The organism is Mucisphaera sp. (genome assembly GCF_965279675.1).
Lineage (GTDB): Bacteria > Planctomycetota > Phycisphaerae > Phycisphaerales > Phycisphaeraceae > Mucisphaera.
Genome location: NZ_CBDIIJ010000002.1, coordinates 2,701,912 through 2,721,490, shown reverse-complemented (window position 1 = coordinate 2,721,490; position 19,579 = coordinate 2,701,912). Strand labels below are relative to the sequence as shown.

Here is a 19,579-nt window from a genome sequence, read left to right as displayed (position 1 = left end):
CCAACATGCAGCCCGAACTGGCCAACTGGATCCCATGGATACCCCTCGTCGGAGCACTGCTCTGCACCTGGGGCGTCTTCGCGCCCGCCATCGGACGCTTCGCCGGCACCATCGCCGTCATCACCATCGCCGCCAGCTTCCTCATCACCGCCGCCGTCACACCCGCCGTCATCCAGAACAACCCCACCGCCACCATCCTCTACCCCTGGCTCTCCTTCGGCGACACCTTCACCGTCAACTTCGGCTACCTCCTCGACCCGCTCTCGCTCCTCATGCTCTGGGTCGTCACCGGCATCGGCACCCTCATCGCCATCTACGCCACCGGCTACATGAAAGGCGATCCCGGCTACGCACGCTTCTTCGCAGGCGTCACCCTCTTCATCTTCGCCATGACCAACCTCGTCATGGCCGACAACCTCATCCTGCTCTTCCTCGGATGGGAAGGCGTCGGCCTCGCCTCCTACCTCCTCATCGGACACGAGTTCCACCGACCCGCCGCCGCAGCAGCAGCCAAAAAAGCCTTCGTCTTCAACCGCATCGGCGACCTCGGACTCGCCCTCGGCATCTTCCTCATCTACCAGACCTTTGGCACCGTCACACTCTCAGGCGAAACCGGTCTCCTCAACCAGACCGCCTCCCTCCTCGCCGCCAACGGCCCCCTGACCTTTGCCGAACGACCCGACCTCGTCCTCATCCCCCTCCTGCTCATCCTCGGTGCCGCCGGTAAATCCGCCCAGATCCCCCTCTACGTCTGGCTGCCCGACGCCATGGAAGGCCCCACGCCCGTCTCCGCCCTCATCCACGCCGCCACCATGGTCACCGCAGGCGTCTACATCGTTGCTCGCCTCACCGCCTTGTTCGCCCTCGCCCCCGCCGCCCTCATCACCCTCGCCGTCATCGGTGCCCTCACCGCCATCGTCGCCGGCCTCATCGCCACCGCCCAGCACGACATCAAACGCGTCTACGCCTACTCCACCGTCTCCCAACTCGGCTATATGTTCCTCGCCCTCGGAGCCCTCGGGCCCTTTGCCGCCGTCTTCCACCTCGTCACCCACGCCTTCTTCAAGGCCCTCCTTTTCCTCACCGCCGGATCCGTCATGCACGCCATGGCCGGTCAGCTAGACCTCCGGAAAATGTCCGGCCTCTTCCGCAAACTCCCGGTCACCGCCATCCTCATGCTGATCGGCTGCCTCGCCCTCGCCGGCTTCCCCTTCTTAGCCGGTTTCTACTCCAAAGACGCCATCCTCTACCGCGTCTTCTCCCAGGGCATCACCGAAGACAGCCTCCTCTACACCACCCTCGCCTGGTCCGCCGTCGCCACCGCCGGCCTCACCGCCTTCTACACCTTCCGTGTCTGGTTCCGCATCTTCCTCGGACCCACCGAATACGAGATGGGTGATCACCACCACGGCGACCACGCACCCACCGAACCCCACGAAATGCCCTTCTGGCCGATGAACGCCCCGCTCATCATCCTCGCCGCCGGAGCCATCCTTGGCGGGGTCCTCCTCGGCACCGGCACCACCGCTATCGCCCATGGCGACCACTTCCACGAAGTCGACTACGGCCTCATCGGCTACGCCATCCACGAGTCCTCTGCCAACCCCGACGCCACCTACCAACTCACCGGACACCCCGCCGCCCACGGCAAGCACGACGATAAAACCCTCTTCGGCATGGACGTCCACACCGCCGTCGCCATCATCTCCTCCATCGTCGCCCTCCTCGGCATCACCCTCGCCTTCTTCCTCCACGCCCTCAGCCGAAACACAGGCGACGCCACCGCCAAGGCCCTCGGCCCCGTCAAGAAAGCCCTCGAAGACAAGCTCTACGTCGACGAGACCTACCGAGTCACCGTCGGCATCCCCGCACAGATCACCGGCTACGCCTCCACCCTCATCGATCAACTCGGCCTCCGTGGCCTCATCCAACTACTCGCCCTCATCCCGCAGGGCCTCGCCATCATCACCTTCCAGCAAGGCCAGACCGGCCGACTCCAGAGCTATGCCCTCGGCATGGCCACGGGCGTCGGACTCGTCTGCCTCCTGGTCTTCATGGTCCTGACCTAGATGTCGCTGCTCTCCACCAACAGCTGGCTCCTGCTGGCACTGCTCGCCGTTCCCCTGGCCACCACAGGACTGCTTCTTCTCCGCAGCCTCGTGCCCACCGCCCAGGCCGCATGGAATGTCGGCTTCGCCGGATCCATCATCACCCTCGGCATCGTCCTCGCCGCCTTCGGCCTCTACGACTGGCAGCAAAACGGCGTCCAACTCGCCTCTGAAGTCGCCTGGATGCCCCAACTCGGCCTCACCTTCTCCCTCGGCATCGACAGCCTCTCCCTCTGGATGATGCTCGTCACCGCCCTGGTCATGCCCATCACCGCCCTCGCCTCGAAACCACCCACCGGCGACGATACACAAGCAACCGACGACCGCAGATCCTTCTTCATCTGGATCCACGTCCTCCTCTTCTCCATGCTCGGAGCCCTCGTCGCCCGCGACGTCATCCTCTTCTACGCCTTCTTCGAACTCACCCTCCTCCCCTCCTACATCCTCATCGGCCGCTTCGGACACCTCGAAAAAGGCCGCGCCGCCACGACGATGTTCGTCTACGGCTTCGTCTCCGCCCTCTTCACCTTCGCCGGCCTCGCCTACATCGCCACCCACCACGCCCAACTCACCGGCTTCTGGTCCTTCCAGATCGACGACCTCATCAGCACCGCCCCCATGATGACCCCCACCGAGCAGGGCTGGGTCTTCCTCGCGCTCATGCTCGGCTTCGCCGTCAAGACCCCCCTCTTCCCCCTCCACAACTGGCTGCCCACCGCCCACCAGAGCTCATCCGCCGACGGTGCCGTCGACCTCGCCGCCCTCGTCCTCAAGCTCGGCCCCTACGGCATCCTCCGCATCGTCCTGCCCATGCTCCCCGTCGCCGTCGTCGAGTACGCACCCCTCGTCGCCACCCTCGCCGTCATCGGCATCATCTACGCCGGCCTCATCGCCTGGGTCCAGCCCGACGCCAAAGGCCTCATCGCCTACTCATCCATCTCCCACATGGGGTTCGTGATCCTCGGCATCTTCGCCCTCGACGACCAGAACATCGGACCCGTCGGCGCCGCCGCCTACCTCGTCAACCACGGCATCGCCGCAGGCGGACTCCTCCTCTGCGTTGGCATCCTCCACGACCGCTTCAAGACCCGCGAACTGGGCGAAGTCTCAGGCCTCGCCAAAGTCATGCCCGCATGGACCTTCTTCTTCGTCTTCTTCGTCATGGCCTCCGTCGGCCTCCCCGGCCTCAACGGCTTCGTCGGCGAATTCCTCACCCTCATGGGCACCTTCCTCTCCGCCAACCTCCTCGGACCGATCTTCGCCCTCTTCGCAGGACTCGGCCTCATCATCGGTGCCCTCTACCTCCTCCGCCTCGCCAATACCTTCGCCTTCGGCCCCCTCAAAGCCACCCACTACCCCAACTCCGGCGCCGTTGACGACCCCGAACAGGCCAAAGACCTCTCTACCCGAGAGCTCTCCGCCCTCGCTCCCCTCGCCGCCTTCTGCCTCATCTTCGGCATCTTCCCCTTCCCTATGCTCAGCACCCTCGAACCCTCCGTCGCCGAGATGACCAGCCGCGCCCAGGCCCAGCTCTACCAGCAGGTCGCCGAAGAAAACCTCAACCAAGATCAACCCGCCGAAGCGATCCAAACCCTCGCCGAACGGCCCACGACCGAGTAACCCACGATGAACCCCCTGCTTGAGAAACTCCTCAACCTCTGGCCCGAGATGACCCTGCTCATCGCAGCCGTCCTCTGCCTCGGACTAGGCCTCGCCAGAACCCAGGCAACCCGCCAGCTCACCGCCCCCATCGCCGCCATCGCCTGCCTCATCGCTACACTCCTCGCACTCACCGTCGGCGAACCCCTCAACTCAGGCGTCGGCCTCGGCGCAGCCGGCGGCTACTTCCGCGTCCTCTTCCCACTCCTCGCCTTCATCCTCATCCTCGTCTGCGCCGCCGTTCCCAACCGGCTCCCCCAGACCATCCAGGCCGAATCCGGCCCCGAGTTCCAGCCCGGCCGCAGCAACCGAGGCGAGTTCTTCGCCTTCGCCCTGCTCTCCACCGTCGGTGCCATGCTCACCGCCGGAGCCGACGACCTCGTCTGGCTATTCCTCGCCCTCGAACTCACCTCCCTCCCGACCTACGTCATGGTCGCCACCTCCCGCAACAACCCCAGAGCCCAGGAAGCCGCCGTCAAGTACTTCTTCCTCGGCGCCTTCTCCGCAGCCATCTTCCTCTACGGCTTCGCCCTCATCTACGGAGCCACCGGCGCGACCGACTTCACCGACATCCGCAACGCCATCGCCGCAGAAACCGCCAGCACCGGCACCCTCACGCCCCTGCTCACCACAGGCGTCCTCCTCGCAGTGCTCGGCATCGCCTTCAAGCTCGCCGCCTTCCCCATGCACTTCTACGCCGCCGACGTCTACCAGGGCGCAGCCACCCCCGTCACCGCCTTCCTCGCCGTCATCCCCAAAACCGCAGGCTTCTCCGCCCTCATCCTCATCATGGCCATGATCGGCTGGCCGCTCGACAAGAACCCCACCGCCACCGACGCGGGCGAAATCATCGCCTTCGCCATCGCCGCCATAGCCGTCCTAACCATGACCGCCGGCAACCTCCTCGCGCTCGTCCAAACCAACGTCAAGCGCATGCTTGCCTATTCCTCGGTCGCCCACTCCGGCTACCTCCTCATCCCCGTGATCGTCGGACCCGCGCTCACCGGTGGGGCCAGCGGGCTCGCCGCCCTCCTCTTCTACCTACCCGCTTACGCAGCCGGCACCATCGCCTGCTTCGCAGCCCTCGCCGCCCTACCCAAAGAACCCGAGGACGGCCACACCTACGACGACCTCAACGGCCTGCGCGCGACCAACCCACTCCTTGCTATCTGCCTCGCCGTGGGTGCCCTCTCCCTCCTCGGCCTCCCGCCCCTCATCGGCTTCGTAGGCAAGCTCCACATCATGACCGCCGGCCTCGCCGACGGCCACGTCGCCCTCATCACCATCCTCATCATCAACTCAGCCATCTCCGCCGGCTACTACCTCCGCCTCGCCGCCGGCCCCATGATCCTCACCAGGCCCACAACCCCCGCCGAAGAGAAAACACCCTCACACGCCACCAGCAAACTCGCCATCGCCTCCGCCTGCATCGCCGCCACCCTCGCACTCGCCCTCGGCCTCTTTGGCGGCCCCGTCCTCAACGCCTCTACGCAGGCCGCCCGACTCTCCCTCGAGAAGCAGACACCCGCCATCGAGTCAAGGCTGACACTCGAAACCCAACGCGCCACCGAAACCAAATAAAAACAACACCCCTCCAAACACCCGCTACAGAATCAGCCCCATCCCACCCAGCACAGCCTCCGCCTCCTCCAGCGAATCCAACACCCGATCCGCACCACACCCCGCTAGCTCCTCCCGCCCAAACCGCCCGGTCGTCACCGCCACCGCCACACACCCGTGCGCCTTCGCACACGCCACGTCCCGAGGCGTATCACCCACCACCACCACCCGCTCATCCGCCACCTCGGTGCCATGACGCTCCCGCGCCACCGCCACCAGACCAGGCCGATCCGCCGCATCATCACCAAAACCGTTCGCTTCAAAACCATCCAGGCCCAGCCCCACCGCATCCAGCTTGATCCGTGCGGCCTCCGGAAAATTACCCGTCACCAAACCAGTACCCACACCCGCCCGCCTCAGCCCGGCAACCAAACCCTCCGCCCCGGGCAAAAGCGACGGCCGCTCCACCTCCACCCACGCAGCTAGCGCTCGGACATACGCCTCCCGAAACCGCCGCTCCAGCAGCTCATCCAACGCAACTCCGGAATGAGCCGCCGCCTCCGAAACAATCAACGGATCCAGATTCCCCGAAAAATCCACCCGATCAAACCGAAGCGCCCCGCCCAAAACCTCATCCGACGCCCGCTGCATCAAACCCGGACCCACACCCTCGGTCGTCAGCAACGTCCCATCGATATCCAGTAGCACCAGCCAATCACTGCTCATCAGGCTCTAACCGCTCTCCGAACGGATCCTCCTCCTCAGGCGGGGCCAGCAATTCCTCAGGCGTCGGCAAACCGATGAACCCACCCGTACCCGCCTCCGCATCCGGAGCCCCCACCCCCGCCTCCACACGCGCCCGCTCAAGCACCGACAAAAAGGACTCATACGCCGCCGCAAAACGTCTCAACGATTCATCCTCTGAATCCAGCGAGTCGCGAAGCGACACATCCGCAGCCGACCCGACATGACGAAGCAGATAACCCATCCGAACAATCGGAACATCCGAATTCGCCGCATCTTCCAGAATCGGCCGCAGCAAACGATTCGAACGCTCCACCGATGACATCGCCATAATCAGATACGTCTGCGCCTTCGGACCCGCCTGCAGATAAGCCTGAATCAACTCACCCGCTGCACGCCCAACCTCATCCTCCGTCAAACCACGCACCAATCCCTGCGTCGCACAACCCATCACACGCAAGCCCGCCAGCACCTCATCCGCCGTCGACAGATCACCCATCCCCGCAATCCATTCGTCCAACCGCTCCGATGTCGGCGGCACCGAACGAATCACAACGCCACGCTCGTTATCCACCGCGCCAAGCGGTCCAGCCGAAATGCCGCCAAAACGCGTTGGCCGAGGATCAAGCACCACGCTCATATCCACAAACACCGTCGTAAACGGATTGTCCGCCGTCAGACCCGCCAGCATCGACTGACGAAGGTTGATCGGGATCTCAATCGACCGACCACCATCCAACGTGATCCGACGATCAACATCCACGATCATTGGCGGCAGATTCGCATACGGACGCCCCAGCACCGACACCGAAAAACTCATCATCACCACATCACTCACCGCCCCGCCCGAACCCCCGAACGTCATCGGCAACCCCGTCAGATTGCTCACCACCAACGTCGCCGGCATCGGGTCCAGCAACTCAAACGACCCACCCTCATGCACACGCAGATCCACATCCGTCCACGATCGGAAAGACGTATCCAACTGCCAGAGCTGACTCGGATAACGCCCCATCAACTCAAGCAGACGCTCGCCATCCCTGCTCGGCCGAACCACCTCACCAAAACGAGCCTGATGCAGCATCCCCGCCAGAATCGCCGCCAGGTCCTCAGGACCCGCCGAAACCGCCCGCGCAAACAAACGCCGAGCCCGCTCATCACTCACGCCCGGCATCGTCGCCAGAACCACATCCGCCATCGGTTCAGTCGCCGTAATCAGCACCAGCCGATCACGCGCCGCCTCCAACCGCCCCTCCCCAAGATCAATGGTCGCCTGCACCAGCGAGGCCACGTCCGGCGCAACCTCCTGCAACCCCGCCAGCAAACCCGAACGATCAATCTGCGCCGGCGCCAGCATCGCCGTGATACGCCCAAGCGCCGCCAACGATTCCACCGTGCCCTGACCGATCAGCTCCCGAGCAATCCGCTCATACGAAGCCAGCGCCGCCGCCTCATCCCCATTGATCAGACTAGCCAGACGAAGCACCTCCAGCGACAGAGGCAACGCGCCGGGCGTCGGCTGTTCCTCCTCATCCAGAGGCCCCGCGTAATACGTCACCTGCATCCGATCCAGCGTCGTCGACGCGCCAGCCACGTCACCTGTAGCCAGCTGCGCCAGAATCACCGAACTCACCACCTCAGGCGGCAACGGACCCGTCGAAAGCTGCGAAGCGAGAATCAACTGCCCAATCGCACGCTCATAGCAACCCGTCTGCAGAAAAAGCAGCCCCAACTCAACCCGCGCCCCCCGATCCAGCGGCGCAGCCGCCACCAGCTGCATCGTCACCGCACCAAGCGTCGCCAGCCCCGAACCCTGCTCGATCGCATAATCCAGCATCATCCGCATCGCCGAATCGTTCGCCGGATCAAGCTGCGCCGCCGCCCGCAACCAACGCGCAAACTTCGTCTGATCCCCCAACTCTCGGGCCGCCGCCGCCGCATACACCGCCAGCCGCGAACGCAACGGACGGCTCAGCTCCTCCGCCCGCTCACCCATCAAAAGCGATTCCACCCGCGCCAGCCGAGCATCCAGCGTCTGAATCCCCTCAAGCAGCAGATAGATCAGGTCCAGCCGCGTCCCGTCATCAGACGGATCCAATCGCAGAACCGTCCGAAGCGCCCGCTGCCGAGCATCCCAGTCCTGACGAGCCGCTGCCAGATCAGCCTTCAACCGCCAAAGATCGATGTCCTCAGGCGAAAACAACAACGCCTGATTGAAAAGCATCTCAGCCATCTCCAGCTGAAAATCAAGCACCTCCCCGTCACCCTCCAGATACTGAAGCGCATACAGCACCAGCCGATCCCCAACCAGCCGATCCAGACTCGCCTCCTCATCCGAGGACTGCGCTAAAGCCCCTCCCGGATTCATCCACTGAAAACCCAGAGCCAACAGCAAAACCATCGAACCAAGCCAGCGAACGCGTTCCTGCATCATCGACCTCTCATCGGCCTCAAAGGACTCATCACCTACGCCCCCAACCCCTCTATCGTTCAACCCAACGCACCCACGCCCATAACAATCACCACGAGACCGATAGACGCCCAGAAAATCACGCCCACCAACGCCTTCAGGAAGCCCGTAACCACCTCGTTTGAAGCCGGAAAAACGTCATCCGCCACCATCCACATGAACACAAACAGCCCACCCGCAAGCGCCGAAAGCGATAGCAACCGCCCCTCCATCGACCGATCTCCAAAATGCTCCCACAGCCACAAACCCATCAACATCAGCCCTCCAGCCCACAACAACCCCGCCAGCCCCTTGACCGCCCTCAGTGACCAGTCAGGCAGCACCATCATCAGGCCCCACCCACCCCGGCACCCGCCGATGTCTCTGGGAGCCCCTCCGCCAAAGACCGGATAAACCCACCCGCCGCCGACAACACAGCCTCACGACCCGCCTCACGCTGCTCCGCGATCCGCCGCACCAACGCCGATCCAACAATCACACCCTCCGCATGCTCCAGAATCGTCCGCACGTGCGCCCCGCTCGACACCCCAAAGCCAACCGCCCGCGGCACAGACACCCGCTCCGCCAATGCCGCCAACCGAACCGTCAGGTCCTCAGGCAGCGTCAACTGCTCACCCGTGATCCCCGACCTCGCCACGATGTATCCAAACCCCGTACAAGCAGCCGCAATCTCGGTCGCCCGCTCAAGACCCGTCGTGGGCGCAATCAGCAGACTAAGCGTCAGCCCCGCCGACGCCGCGGCCTCACGCGCCGGACCCGACGCCTCCAAAGCCAGATCAGGAAAAATTAGCCCGTCAAAACCCGCCGCCTTGGCACGCTTAACGAACCGCTCCAACCCGTACCGATGCACGATCGAATAACTCACCATCGCAACCAGACCAAGCTCCGTCTTGGCACGCACCGCCTCAATCGCCTCAAAGATCCCGTCCACCCGAACGCCACCACGAAGCGCATGCGTCATCGACGCCTGAATCACCGGCCCATCCGCGATCGGATCCGAAAACGGAATCCCCACCTCACACAGGTGCGCCCCGCTCCGCTCCGCCTCCAGCAGCAGATCACCAAGCAGATCAAGCGACGGATCGCCAGCCGTCAGAAAAGGCATCAACGCCCGCCCACCAGACGCAGCCTGCTCCGAAAAAATCCGCTCAATCCGGTTCATCCGCACAGGATAAACCATCCCCCACCCCCCCACCAATGAACCAACCCCCAACCGCTAAACTAAACCCCGCATGTCCGACGCCCAAGCCCCAAATCCCAAACACCTGCGCACCCTCGCGATCCTCCTCCTGCTCGGACTGACCTTCCTCGCCACCCTCGCCGTCAGCTCCACGCTCTGGGACCGCGACGAAGCCCGCTTCGCCCGAGCCGCCGTCGAAATGCTCGAATCCGACGACTACCTCGTCCCCACCTTCAACGATAACATCCGACCCGACAAACCCGCCGGCATCTACTGGGCCATGGTCGCCGGCATCCAACTCCTCGGTGAAACCGAAATCGCCGTCCGTCTCCCCTCCATCTTCGGACTCCTCTGGGCCGCCACCGCCACCTACTTCGCCGCCTTCTGGATCACCAACCAGAAACGCGCCGCCGTCATCGCCTTCATCATCCTCCTCACCGCCATCATGCCCATCGTCATGGGCACACTCTCCACCGCCGACGGCCTGCTCCTCGGCTGCCTGACACAGGCCTACGCCACCTTCGTCCACCGCGCCGTCCGGGGCCCGGCCTGGTGGCACCCACCCATGCTCCTGCTCGCACTCACCGCCGGCCAACTCACCAAAGGCCCCATTGGCCTCGCCATCCCCATGGCCAACATCATTCTCGCCGGATGGCTCATCGGCCGCGCCCAGCGAGACGATTGGCGACTCGGCAAACGCTTCTGGCTCTCACTCTGGATCATCGCCGCCCTCAGCTTCGCAGCCTTCCTCGCATGGGCCATCCCCGCCAACACCCAATCCCAAGGCGTCCTCCTCGATATCGGCCTCGGCACCCACGTCCTCGACCGCATGGTCACACCCCAGGAAGGCCATGGCGGATCAAACACCCTCGAATACCTGGCCCTCATCCCCTTCTACGTCCCGGTCCTCCTCATCGGCCTCCTCCCCTGGACAGCCATCTTCCCATCCGCCTTCAACGCCCTCCGAAGACGCGAGTTCCTCAACGGCCGCGACCGCGCCCTTATCTGGGCATGGCTCATCCCAACTTTCATCACCATGTCCCTGGTCGCCACCAAACTCCCCCACTACATCCTCCCGATCTTCCCGGGCCTCGCCGTCCTCATCGGCGCCTTCGTCAACCAGACCGCCCAGAAACCACCCCGCGCCGACACCCGCTTCGCACGAGCCGGACGCGCCATCTTCTTCCTGCTCATCGCCAGCCTCGGACTCACCCTGCTCATAGCTCCCTACGCCCTCAGCCTGACCGACCTCGCCTGGCGAACGGCCCTCCCCGCCGCCATCCTCCTCCTCGGCATCCCCTGGGTCCTCATCAACCTCGCCCAGCGACGACTCCTCGAAATCACCTCCATCTTCGCCACCGTCACCCCCATCTTCATCCTCATCAGCGCCTCCACGCTCCTGCCCTGGGTCGAGCACCGCCTCAAGATCAGCCCCGAAATCGCAGAAGCCATCAAACTCAAACTCCCCGAAGAGGCCACCATCTACACCCTCGGCTACCGCGAGCCCTCCGTCATCTACTACCTCAGCCGCCCCCTCGGATACCCCGTCCAACGCATGCAACGCACCCGCGAAGCCCTCCTCGCATGGGCCGCCTCACCCAGACCCACCCGCCAGGCCCTCATCATCTCCACGAAAGAAGCCCAACGCCTCAACGTCACCCCCGAAGACCTGGGCGTCATCAGCGCCGGGTCCAAAGACTTCTGGAACTACAGCTCCGACGACGAAGGCAGAGCACTCACCATCGAAGTCTGGATCCTCCCCAGCAACGCACCCAAACACCCAGCCAACCACAACGCCACAAATCCGTGAGCCGAGCTACGTCAGCCCGGGCAGATCTACTTCAATGCTTCGACGAAACACCCCGCCGCGCCAAGCCCCGCAGCGCCCCCGCCGACACCCACCCCAGCCACAGGCCCGCCACCACATCTGAAGGATAGTGAGACAACGTCCCCACCCGCGTCGAGCCCGTCGCAACCGCAAACACCACCATCGGCACCCGCGCCGCCGGACACACCAACGCGATCGAACCCGCCACCGCCCCCGCCGTCGTCGCATGACCCGATGGGAAACTCCCGTAGTCATACCCAAACGTCAACGGCCGACGCTCATCAACCCCCTCCGAAAAATACAGATTCGGCCGACTCTGCCCCACCATCGGCTTCACCACATTCACCACAATCCCGGACACCGCCACGCAAACCACCACCAGCACCACACCCCGCACCCAACGCTGATCCGCTTGCGCCAGCCCCAGCCCAACCAGCACCACCCCGCCAATCACCCACGACGCCCGATCCCGTATCCCCTCATCCGCATAAACCCACGCCAAAGACCCCAGCCCCAGCCCCATCAAAACCGGCACCAGCAACAACCCCACCCGCCCCAGCTTCAACCCCTTCACCAATCCAAGACCGATCAGCCACAGCCCGCCCGCATAAAACCACGCCCGCGAACCACCCCACTCCGTCAACCAGGAAGCCGCCACCCGCCAGGTCCGCGGCCACCCATGCACCGCCTCCACCGCCCAGCGATCCGCCAACAGATCCAATACCACCACCAGCATCCCCACACCCACAAACACACCCCACCACCGCCACGACCCCACCGCTCCCTCCAACCCCACCGGCCGCGCCCCGAGCCACCGCCACCAGTCCCGCGCCGCCACCCGCCACGAAGACAAGCCACCCTCACCCATGCTCACGTCTCCACCGACTGCAGCATCGCCGTCGCCAAAGGCAGACCCAACGCAGCAGGCAACCACGCGATCGCCACCGGATTAAAACCCGCACCCGCCTGCAACATCACCAGCGCAGCACCCCAGCAACCAACACAAAGAACCGCCGCCTTGATCGACTGCTGCATCAGTCCCGTCGGCGACCGCAGCAAAAAGAACGGCAAACCAATCGCCACCACCAGCACATTCACCACCAGCAGACTGAAACGCCCCCAGATGATCTGCGTCACCGAAGCCCGCTCCGCCGGATGCAGCGCCTCCGAAGAAGCCAGCATCTGCAGATCCTCCATCGACAACAACCGCTTGAACAACGCCTTCCGACGCGCAAACACCAGCGTCGGCGACAACTCCGTCTCATAGAACGAAACCACCTCGGGATCCAACCGCACCGCCGCCAGAGGATCGGCACCCGGACCCACCGGCGAAGCCCCGTAAGCCACCGGCTCAAACACCCAACCGCCCCTCGCCTCATCCCAACGCGCCGACTCCCCCACGATCCGACGCTTCATCGTCCCCGTCTCCGTCCGCTCCAGAATCGACACCCCCTGCATCCGCTGCTCTTCAACATCGAACGACGCAGCCGTAAACAGCGCCCCCTTCTCATCCGGCACCAGCCGAATCGAGAACGTGTTCATGCTGTCACGCTCCACCTCCGAAATGCCACGCGACAGCTTGTCCGTCAGCGAAGGAATCACCAACTCCTGAAGCGGAAACGTCAACAGCGACAACACCATCGAACCCGCCAGCAGCGTGATCCCCACCCGATGCAGACTCAGTCCGCTCGCCACCAACGCCACCAGCTCACGGCCCCGGTACATCGACACCAGCGTGAACGCCATCGCCCCCACCGATATCAGCCCCACCGTGTTCACCACCGCCAGCACCGCCAACGGCCCGTAGTAGTCAAACACCGAAAACGCCGTCGCCAGCCACACCCCGCCAAAACGATCCGCACGAACCCGACCCGCCTCCATGAACTCATCCAGATTCAGAATCAGATCGATCAGCACAAACAATCCCACCAGCACCGCCAGCAGAATCACGAAGTTCAAAAAGAACTGCCGCAGAATGTAACGATCCAAAACCGTCATGAAGACCTCTAAACAAACAACCTAAGGCCGCCGCAGCTTCACAAACACACCCGCCAGCACCACCGCCAGCAGCAACACCCCCGACCACAACACCGGCAGACCCACCGCCACACCCCCACCAGGACGCGTCGCCAGATTCTCACCCGAATGAATGATGATGATCGTGATGATCGCCGCCACGAACGACCACGAATACGCAGCCAGCGTCGACCACCGGTAAGCCAGCATCCCCACGCACGCACCAAGCAACATCAAAAGCGTGCACGACACCGCCAACGACCCCCGAACATGCAGCTGTGAAATAATCCGGGACGCCAGCCGACGAAGCTGCCTCCGAAGCTCCGCCGCCGCCTCCGCCGTCGCCGCCACCTCACCCTCCGTCTGCGGCGCAAACACCCCACTCAGCAGGTCATCCGTCTCGATCGTCTCGATCGCCACCCCCAGCACCGGCTCCGGCCACACCAGCTCAGGCAGCAAACGACGATCAGACTGACCCGCCAGACCCAACCCCGCATCACGCATCGTCACCCCCCGAAGCTCCACCGTCACCCGCGGGTCCGCCGTGCTGTCAGACCGCCGCTCAACCGCCACATACGCCCGCTCCGCATCCATCGGACGAAGCGGAACCGCCCCCACACCAACCCCTTCCTCAACCGATGCCGACCGATACCGAACCAGCACCTCACCACGCGACAACAGCTCTACCCCACGACCCAACGGCCGCCAGTCCGGTGCATCCAGCACCACCGACTGACCCGTCCCCGGATCAACCAGCCGCACCGGCAAACCCCGCTCCAGATCAGCAATCAGCCCCGCCCGCAAACGCTCCGCCGCCAGCAGCTGAAGATACCGAAGCGACGAATCGCGCACCCGATCAAAACGCTGCGGGTGCTCCGCCAGCTCCCGAAGCTCAGGCCAGGAAAAATACTTCGGATTGTCACGCAACACACTCGGCAACCGCAGTGGCGGCAGGTTCAGCGACGACACATACCCATCACGAAAATCACCCTCCACCGACGAAAACGAAACAAACCCCTCCAGCCGAAGCGTCACCACCGAATCCCCACTCACCGGGTCCCGATACAACAGTGCCGTCGCCGTCTCCGCCGTATGGTCGTTCCGTATCGCACCCCGCGCCGTCAACTCCTGCACCGCCACACCCGACAGACGCACCAGCTTCTCCGCCGCCGGACGACCAGGCTCCGGAACAGGCGGCGGCAGCGTTTCCGCACCATCCGCAAACACCACCCAGTTCCCACGCGTGAACGGCTCCCGATCATTCAGCCGCGACACCAGCACCGTCAACAGATCCTTCTCGATCGTCAACGCGGCCTGCTTGTAAAAACCTGGAATCACAAAGTTCGACAACATGAAAAGCGTCATCGTCAACGCCAACCCCAACCCCGCCACCGGCAGCAGAATCGCACGGTGACCAATCCCCGACGCCGAACACGCCATCACCTCGTTATCAGCCGCCATCCGACAAAAAACCAGCGTCGACGCAAACGCCCCCGCAAAAGGCAGCACAAAACCAAGCATCGTTGGCATCGTGTAGCCCACAAACCGAAGCAGCTCCGCCGGACCCAGCAACCCATCCGCCAACGGCTTGATCGCCGCAGCAAACGAGATCACGCAAACCAGCGTCACCGACGAGATCACAAGGATCTTCAGCAACTCAAACAGGATGTATCGCGACAACGTCCACGACATCAGACCATCACCTTATGCCTGCCGGTGCCAACACCAACAGCCTCACGCCCCCGCCAGTTCCTTCAGAGCCTGCTTCTGCAGCCGCACCAGCGACTTCACACCCTTCGACGCCAGATCCAAAAGCCCATCCAACCGCTTCCGATCAAACACCGCCCCCTCCGCCGTCCCCTGCACCTCCACAAACGACCCCTTGTGATCCATCACCACATTCAGGTCCACCTCCGCCCGCGAATCCAACGCATAATCCAGATCGAGATACGACACCCCATCAATCACCCCCACCGACACCGCCGCAATCGGACCCCTAAGCGGGTTCTTTGCCAAACGACCATCCCCACGAGCCACCGCGATCGCCTGCGCCAACGCCACCCACGAACCCGTGATCGCCGCTGTCCGCGTCCCTCCATCCGCCGACAACACATCGCAGTCGCACGTAATCGCCATCCCGGGCATCTTCGACAGATCCACCCCCGCCCGAAGCGACCGCCCAATCAAACGCTGAATCTCTGTCGACCGACCATCCGGACCCCGCCGCTTCCGATCACCCGTCGAACCAGGCAGCATCGAATACTCCGCCGTCACCCAACCCTTCACAGGACGCCCCTCCTCATCCCGTTCAATCCACCGAGGCGTCTCCGACGCAATCGACGCCGTACAAAGCACCCGCGTCTCCCCCGACCGAATCAACACCGACCCCGCCGCCGACGTCGGAAACCCCTCGATCACCACCTCACGCAACTGATTCGCTTTTCTTCGCATCCCGCCAGTCTACCGCCCACAACAACACACCGCCCGGCTGCCAAGCCCCTTCACAGGCGAGCCTTCCCGACTGTCAACAAAGAACCATGTCACGCATGCCATGCCAGCTAGGCATGCCCTGCGAGAAGTGCGTATGCGGAGGGAGGAGACGCGGTGGGCTTAGTGGGGGGGCTCAACCCCACCCCATCCAACTCGCCCCCTGATACGTCACCAACGCAGCCACGTACGCCAGCACCGTCATGTAACCCAACTGAAAACCCGCCCACTTCCACGAGCCCGTCTCCCGCTTCGTCACCGCCTGCGTCGGCAGACACTGCATCGCCAGCACATAAAACACCAGCAGACTCAGACACAACGCCGTCGTGAACACTGGCGAACCATCCGCATGCCTCTGACTCGCCAGCACCGACCGCAGCGCCGCCTCGTCCTCCGCCTCATCACCCAACCCGTAAACAATCCCCAGCGTCGAGACAATCACCTCTCGCGCCGCAAACGAACTCACCACCCCGATATTGATCTTCCAGTCAAACCCAAGCGGCGCAAACACCGGCTCCACCAGCTTCCCAAGCCGACCCGCGAGCGAATACTCCACCGAGTACGCCGAATGCATCGCCCCCACCTCCGACGACAACGCCTCCACCACCTCCGCTTCACCCGCCGACTCAGCCGCAGCGATCGACGCCTCAAGCTCAACCAGCCGCGTCTGATCCGCCGCCGAAGCCACCTCCGCCAACCGCTCCTCCGGCAGCTGCGGGAACGTCGCCGCCACCCACAAGACCAGCGAAATCAACAAAATCACCGTCCCCGCCTTCTTCAAAAACACCATCCCACGATCAAACGCCGTCAAAAACGCGTTTCGGAAACTCGGCAGCTTGTAAGTCGGCAACTCGATCACCAACGCCTCCGGCTTGCCCTTCACCAGCGTCCCCCGAATCACCATCGCCGCCCCCAACGCAGCCACAATCCCAAGCCCATACGCCCCCGTCATCAAGAGCCCCGCAAACAACGGACTGTCCGGAAACAGCAGCCCGATCACCATCGCATAAACCGGCAGCCGTGCCGCACAAGTCAGCAGCGGGATAATCATGATCGTCACCAAACGATCACGCGGGCTCTCAATCACCTTCGTCGACATGATCGCCGGAATCGCACACGCATGAGCCGACAGCATCGGCACAAACGCCCGCCCGGGCAGCCCCATCTTCCGGAACCAACGATCCATCACAAACGCCGCCCGCGCCAGGTACCCCGTGTCCTCCAGAAGCGACAACAGGAAAAACAGCAGCAGAATCTGCGGCAAAAACACCACCACCCCACCCACCCCACCAATCAACCCATCCACAGCCAGACTCTGAATCAACCCGTCAGGCAGCACCCCCGCCACCGCCTCGCCGACCACCCCAAACAACGACTCCACCCAGCCCATAGGCGTGTCCGCCACCACAAACAGCGTCATGAACACCCCCGCCATGACCGCCGCGAAAATCCCAGGCCCCACAAACGTATGCGTCGCCACCCGATCAATCCGATCAGTCCACTTCGCCGACAACGCCGCCGACCGACTCACCCGCTGATCCACCCGCTCCGCCCAGTCAAACCGCGCCCCATGCGGGCACCCGCTGCACGCCGAGCACCCCGCCAACGCAAGCGGCACCGGCTTCGCCGCCGCACCCGATGCAATCTCCGCCGATAGCACCCCCATCAGATCCTCCAGCCCCGTCCCCGCCCGCGCCGACACCGGCACCACCACCGCGCCAAGCTCCGCACTCAGTGCCTCCAGATCCAGCTCGATCCCACGCGCCTCCGCCAGGTCCACCATGTTCAGCGCCACCACCACCGCGACACCCGCCTCCCGCGCCTGACCCGCCAGATAGAGATTCCGCGCCAGATTCGTCGCATCCAGCACCACCACCGCCACATCAGGCTTCGGCTGACCCGGATACGCACCCTGCAGCACCTGACCCGCCAGCAACTCCTCCGGGTTCCCCGCGTTCAGCGCATACAGCCCCGGCAGATCCTCAACGATCACATCCCGCTCGCCCAGCCGCACCGCCCCCACCCGACGCTCAATGGTCGTCCCGGGAAAATTCGAGGTCTTCGCCCGAAGCCCCGTCAACCGATTGAAAAGCGTTGTCTTCCCCGCGTTCGGGTTGCCCAGCAGCACGATCCGCGGACCGCTCTCTGTCCCCGACCCCGAGTCCCTGACAGGCAGCGAGATCGTTGTCACGAAACCACCCCCTCGCCCTGCTTCGCATCCGCCTCCGCATCCACCGGATCCATACAACATGCCGAATCCCGCTCCACCGGAACCAACTCGATAAACCTCGCCAGATGACGATCCAGACCGATACGCGAACCCATCACCGACACGATCATCGGCTGACCCCGCTTCAGCACCGTCACCCGACGACCCGAGCACAAGCCCATCGCCTTCAGCCTCTCTGCATCAAACGGCCCCGCCTGAACCTCTCGGATCGTCGCACACGCCCCGCGCTGAAGATCCCCAAGCGTCAACAACCCACCTGCATCCACAGCCATCGGCGACATCTCCTGCGTCCAGACCCTCTAATTGAGTCTGAGTCGCAGTATAGCACAATCTCCACACCGACCGCTCTCAAATCCCCCGTGTCCTTAAAACAACCCTCTAACCGCCCCCCGACAGGAACCCAACCGTGCTCTCCATGATCCGGTCCCGAACCACATGGTCCTCAGGGTTCTCCATCGCCGCCTTCAAGTCATCACGATTCGCCCGGCACGGCCCGCACCCCAGCCGATCCACGTGAAACGAGATGTACCCAGACCACCCCTCATCAAGCGTCCCCAACAACTCCGCCCCAAGCGTGCTCCGCTTCGGACAACTCGGCCGCACCGACTCCCAAACCTCCGTCAGCAGATCACCCGCCTCATCCACCGCCTCCGCAAACCCGCCATCCCCAAGCGACGCCTCCACCGACGCCCGCATCGCATCGATCGCCCGATGCTTGATCACCGCCACATGCGCAGAACTCGCCCCCTCCACCAGCTCCGCCACTTCCCGGTTTTTTAACTGCGCATAAAACACCCCCTCCAGCACCATCAGGTCCCGGAAGTTCAGCGAATCCCGATACTTCTTCACCAGCTCCCGCAACCCCTCCGCCAGCGCCTCCCGCAGCCTCTCCCGCGACTCATCCTGACGCGCATACGTCGAAGCCGTCTCACCCCCACCCTCCGCCCGCTCGATCGGACTCCCCTCCTCATCCGTCCGTAGCGACGCCTCACACAAAGGCACCCGCCTCGATCGCCGCACGTCAATCAGCCGCCGCCTCAGAATCGTAAACAGATACGTCTCCAGGCTCGCCTCTTCCCGATACCGATCCAGCCCCGTCAGAAAACCAATAAACGCCTCCTGAACCACATCCTCCGCATCCCCGGGCCGCGAACCATGCCGACGCGCAAACGCCAGCAACCGCCCGTGGTACCGATCCACCAGCTGCTGCCAGGCCGCAGCATCCCGCGCACGAACCCCCTCGATCAGCCGACGATCACCATCACCTAAAGCACTCATGCCGTAAACAATGACCTCT

General features: G+C 63.8%; 15 protein-coding genes. 4 read left to right on the top strand and 11 right to left on the bottom strand.

Going from position 1 to position 19,579, the window contains the following annotated elements; genetic code table 11:
* The first annotated feature begins 5 nt into the window (after positions 1 to 5).
* From nuoL to ACQZAB_RS11660, 3 genes are read left to right on the top strand one after another with little or no spacing between them, the layout of a single operon-like run.
* On the top strand, positions 6 to 2,069 hold the full coding sequence (gene nuoL / locus ACQZAB_RS11670; protein ID WP_428389696.1) for an NADH-quinone oxidoreductase subunit L: 2,064 nt from the start codon (positions 6 to 8) through the stop codon (positions 2,067 to 2,069).
* Positions 2,070 to 3,728 carry a complex I subunit 4 family protein gene (locus ACQZAB_RS11665; protein ID WP_428389695.1) on the top strand — a complete coding sequence of 553 codons (1,659 nt, stop codon included), beginning with the start codon at positions 2,070 to 2,072 and terminating at the stop codon, positions 3,726 to 3,728.
* A gap of 6 nt (positions 3,729 to 3,734) precedes the next feature.
* Positions 3,735 to 5,348 (top strand): NADH-quinone oxidoreductase subunit N, encoded by a 1,614-nt coding sequence (locus tag ACQZAB_RS11660; RefSeq protein WP_428389694.1) that lies wholly within the window; start codon positions 3,735 to 3,737, stop codon positions 5,346 to 5,348.
* A 24-nt stretch (positions 5,349 to 5,372) separates the two neighbouring features.
* Here ACQZAB_RS11660 and ACQZAB_RS11655 read toward each other — a convergent pair whose 3' ends face one another.
* The 4 genes from ACQZAB_RS11655 to trpA are packed head-to-tail and all read right to left on the bottom strand — an operon-like array spanning position 5,373 to position 9,703.
* Entirely contained in the window at positions 5,373 to 6,053 is a 681-nt protein-coding gene (locus tag ACQZAB_RS11655; protein ID WP_428389693.1) for an HAD family hydrolase, read from the bottom strand.
* Positions 6,043 to 8,505 (bottom strand): tetratricopeptide repeat protein, encoded by a 2,463-nt coding sequence (locus ACQZAB_RS11650; RefSeq protein WP_428389692.1) that lies wholly within the window; start codon positions 8,503 to 8,505, stop codon positions 6,043 to 6,045. The genes ACQZAB_RS11655 and ACQZAB_RS11650 overlap by 11 nt, the downstream gene beginning before the upstream one ends.
* Positions 8,506 to 8,561: 56 nt before the next feature.
* A complete protein-coding gene (locus tag ACQZAB_RS11645) occupies positions 8,562 to 8,870 on the bottom strand; it encodes a hypothetical protein (protein ID WP_428389691.1) in 309 nt (102 codons plus the stop codon).
* A complete protein-coding gene (gene trpA, locus ACQZAB_RS11640) occupies positions 8,870 to 9,703 on the bottom strand; it encodes a tryptophan synthase subunit alpha (RefSeq protein WP_428389690.1) in 834 nt (277 codons plus the stop codon). Before trpA ends, ACQZAB_RS11645 begins: the two co-directional genes overlap by 1 nt.
* 70 nt (positions 9,704 to 9,773) lie before the next feature.
* On the opposite strand from trpA, the gene ACQZAB_RS11635 reads away from it, so the two are divergent.
* Positions 9,774 to 11,531: a glycosyltransferase family 39 protein gene (locus ACQZAB_RS11635; protein ID WP_428389689.1), complete on the top strand. Its 1,758-nt coding sequence runs from the start codon at positions 9,774 to 9,776 to the stop codon at positions 11,529 to 11,531.
* Between the two features lie 31 nt (positions 11,532 to 11,562).
* Here the strand turns inward: ACQZAB_RS11635 and ACQZAB_RS11630 are convergent, their stop codons facing one another.
* The 7 genes from ACQZAB_RS11630 to ACQZAB_RS11600 form a co-directional block, all read right to left on the bottom strand.
* On the bottom strand, positions 11,563 to 12,417 hold the full coding sequence (locus ACQZAB_RS11630; protein ID WP_428389688.1) for a phosphatase PAP2 family protein: 855 nt from the start codon (positions 12,415 to 12,417) through the stop codon (positions 11,563 to 11,565).
* 2 nt (positions 12,418 to 12,419) lie between these two features.
* Positions 12,420 to 13,547, bottom strand: a complete 1,128-nt coding sequence (locus tag ACQZAB_RS11625; protein ID WP_428389687.1) for an LptF/LptG family permease — start codon at positions 13,545 to 13,547, stop codon at positions 12,420 to 12,422.
* Between the two features lie 21 nt (positions 13,548 to 13,568).
* A complete protein-coding gene (locus ACQZAB_RS11620) occupies positions 13,569 to 15,257 on the bottom strand; it encodes an LptF/LptG family permease (protein WP_428389686.1) in 1,689 nt (562 codons plus the stop codon).
* Positions 15,258 to 15,299: 42 nt separating this feature from the next.
* The gene (gene rph / locus ACQZAB_RS11615) at positions 15,300 to 16,016 is read right to left on the bottom strand and encodes a ribonuclease PH (protein ID WP_428389685.1); all 717 of its coding nucleotides are present in this window, start codon (positions 16,014 to 16,016) and stop codon (positions 15,300 to 15,302) included.
* Positions 16,017 to 16,188: 172 nt separating this feature from the next.
* The gene (gene feoB, locus ACQZAB_RS11610; protein ID WP_428389684.1) at positions 16,189 to 18,243 is read right to left on the bottom strand and encodes a ferrous iron transporter B; all 2,055 of its coding nucleotides are present in this window, start codon (positions 18,241 to 18,243) and stop codon (positions 16,189 to 16,191) included.
* On the bottom strand, positions 18,240 to 18,554 hold the full coding sequence (locus ACQZAB_RS11605; protein WP_428389683.1) for a FeoA family protein: 315 nt from the start codon (positions 18,552 to 18,554) through the stop codon (positions 18,240 to 18,242). Before ACQZAB_RS11605 ends, feoB begins: the two co-directional genes overlap by 4 nt.
* Positions 18,555 to 18,660: 106 nt before the next feature.
* On the bottom strand, positions 18,661 to 19,560 hold the full coding sequence (locus ACQZAB_RS11600; RefSeq protein ID WP_428389682.1) for an RNA polymerase sigma factor: 900 nt from the start codon (positions 19,558 to 19,560) through the stop codon (positions 18,661 to 18,663).
* Between the last annotated feature and the right edge of the window lie 19 nt (positions 19,561 to 19,579).